The 1,629-nt window shown below is 51.6% G+C and carries 1 protein-coding gene; it reads right to left on the bottom strand.

The annotated features are described in order from the left end of the window. Positions 1 to 178: 178 nt before the first annotated feature. Positions 179 to 1,495 (bottom strand): ISNCY family transposase, encoded by a 1,317-nt coding sequence (locus tag B7364_RS08300; protein ID WP_157893596.1) that lies wholly within the window; start codon positions 1,493 to 1,495, stop codon positions 179 to 181. Positions 1,496 to 1,629: the final 134 nt, after the last annotated feature.

Here is a 1,629-nt window from a genome sequence, read left to right as displayed (position 1 = left end):
TCAAATCATTGGAAATTCGCACTTCAAGATTGAATCCACCCTGTAACAACAGATGTCAAAGCAAAGTTGAAACGTCATTCTTTGCGCAAAGTAGACGTGTCACTATTTTCCGCAAAACGAGCAGGGGCAGGAGCGCGTAGACCCCAAATATCGCAGCGCTCGTGCCCCTGCGGCTCACTTAGGCGCGCTTTTTCATTTGAGCAAACTTGTCCGTCCTAGCCTTCATGATTCCTGTTTTCTGATGACTTCGCTGCGGTCCAATCCGATCAGGCTTCAAGGGTTCACGACGCGCTTGTTCGGCCTGAATGTAACTCAACGCCTCGCTCAGTCGCTTGTTGTCCACAATGGCGGCAGGATCGACCCGTTGCAGCTTATCAATAGCACGATAGGGAAGGGGGATGTTGCGCCAGTGAACTTCCAAACGACCATCAGGGAAATCCAAAACCTCAATGTCCTGGCCGGCTGCGTGTCTCGCTAATTCGCAGTCTTCAATCACAAGCTGCATACGGTTATAATGGACCACCAGATTGGCGGTCATACGCCGCTTGGATCGCCAACATAGCAGCAAGTCAAGACTATCAAAATCGCGCAAGCAGCGATGCAAGTCATTTGGATTGGCGGCTGGCTTGGCAAAGCGTGCATTCCAGATGGCAATGAACTGCGGCACAAACGCGTTGGCGGCAGTCATATCATTGATGCCCGCCAGCCTCATTTCTTTAACCAAGCGGTCCTGCAAAGTCTTATTGGCGCGTTCAACACGGCCTTTCGCTTGGCTGGAGTTCGCGCAAATAATCTCAATATTAAGGCTCTGCAAAGCCCGACCGAATTGCGTCAGACCATCACCAGCACGCTTGTCCGCACCGGTCACGCGAAAAATCGAATGCTTATCAGAGTAAAATGCAATCGGGCGGCCATGTTGTTCCAAGTAGCCCCGTAACGCGTCAAAATAAGCAAATGCGCTTTCGGAAACGGCAAACATCAACTGCATCAATCGTCCAGTGGCATCGTCAATGAACACCAACAATGAGCACTTTGGACCGCGGCCTTCAAACCAATCATGCTCAGAACCATCGATCTGGATCAGTTCTCCCAAATGCTGTCGGCGATAGCGCGGTTGATGCAAACGAGCTTTGCGTTGCGAGCGCGTTGCCCAAAGCCCAGCTTGGTTCATCCACGCCCTCAAAGTCTCACGGGAAAGAGCAATCTGGTGGCGCTCCGCAAGCTTCTCAGCCGCCAAAGTTGGTCCAAAATCTCGATAGTGCAACTCGATAAGCCGAAGCGCTTCAGTGCGGACCGCTTCGCAGATCCTATTGTTCGAGGGTTGTCCGCGCTTCTGACTGGCCAAGCCTGGTGCACCAAGTAACTCATACCGCGACTTAAGCCGGAAGACTTGACGCCGACTGATACCCATCAATCCAGCAGCATGATCAATGCCTATCTGGCCACGCGTCAATCGCGCTACAATCTCCAATCGACCAAGTTCGCGCTTGCTCATAACCACCAATCCCATGACACCCATCCACATCTATCTCAAAATGAGAGGGTGACACATCTACTTTGCTAAAGGGTGACATTATCGCTTTGCGCGTGTAGATTCTAGGCGAAGTGCGAGTTCCCGTTTCTAAGTTT

The organism is Aquidulcibacter paucihalophilus (assembly GCF_002105465.1).
GTDB lineage: Bacteria > Pseudomonadota > Alphaproteobacteria > Caulobacterales > Aquidulcibacteraceae > Aquidulcibacter > Aquidulcibacter paucihalophilus.
Note: the sequence above shows the minus strand (reverse complement) of the source record. Positions and strands in the feature narration are given on the sequence as shown.

Excerpts from the sequence above, each read along its gene's own strand:
- B7364_RS08300 (WP_157893596.1), bottom strand. The coding sequence starts at position 1,495 with ATGAGCAAGCGCGAACTTGGTCGATTGGAGATTGTAGCGCGATTGACG.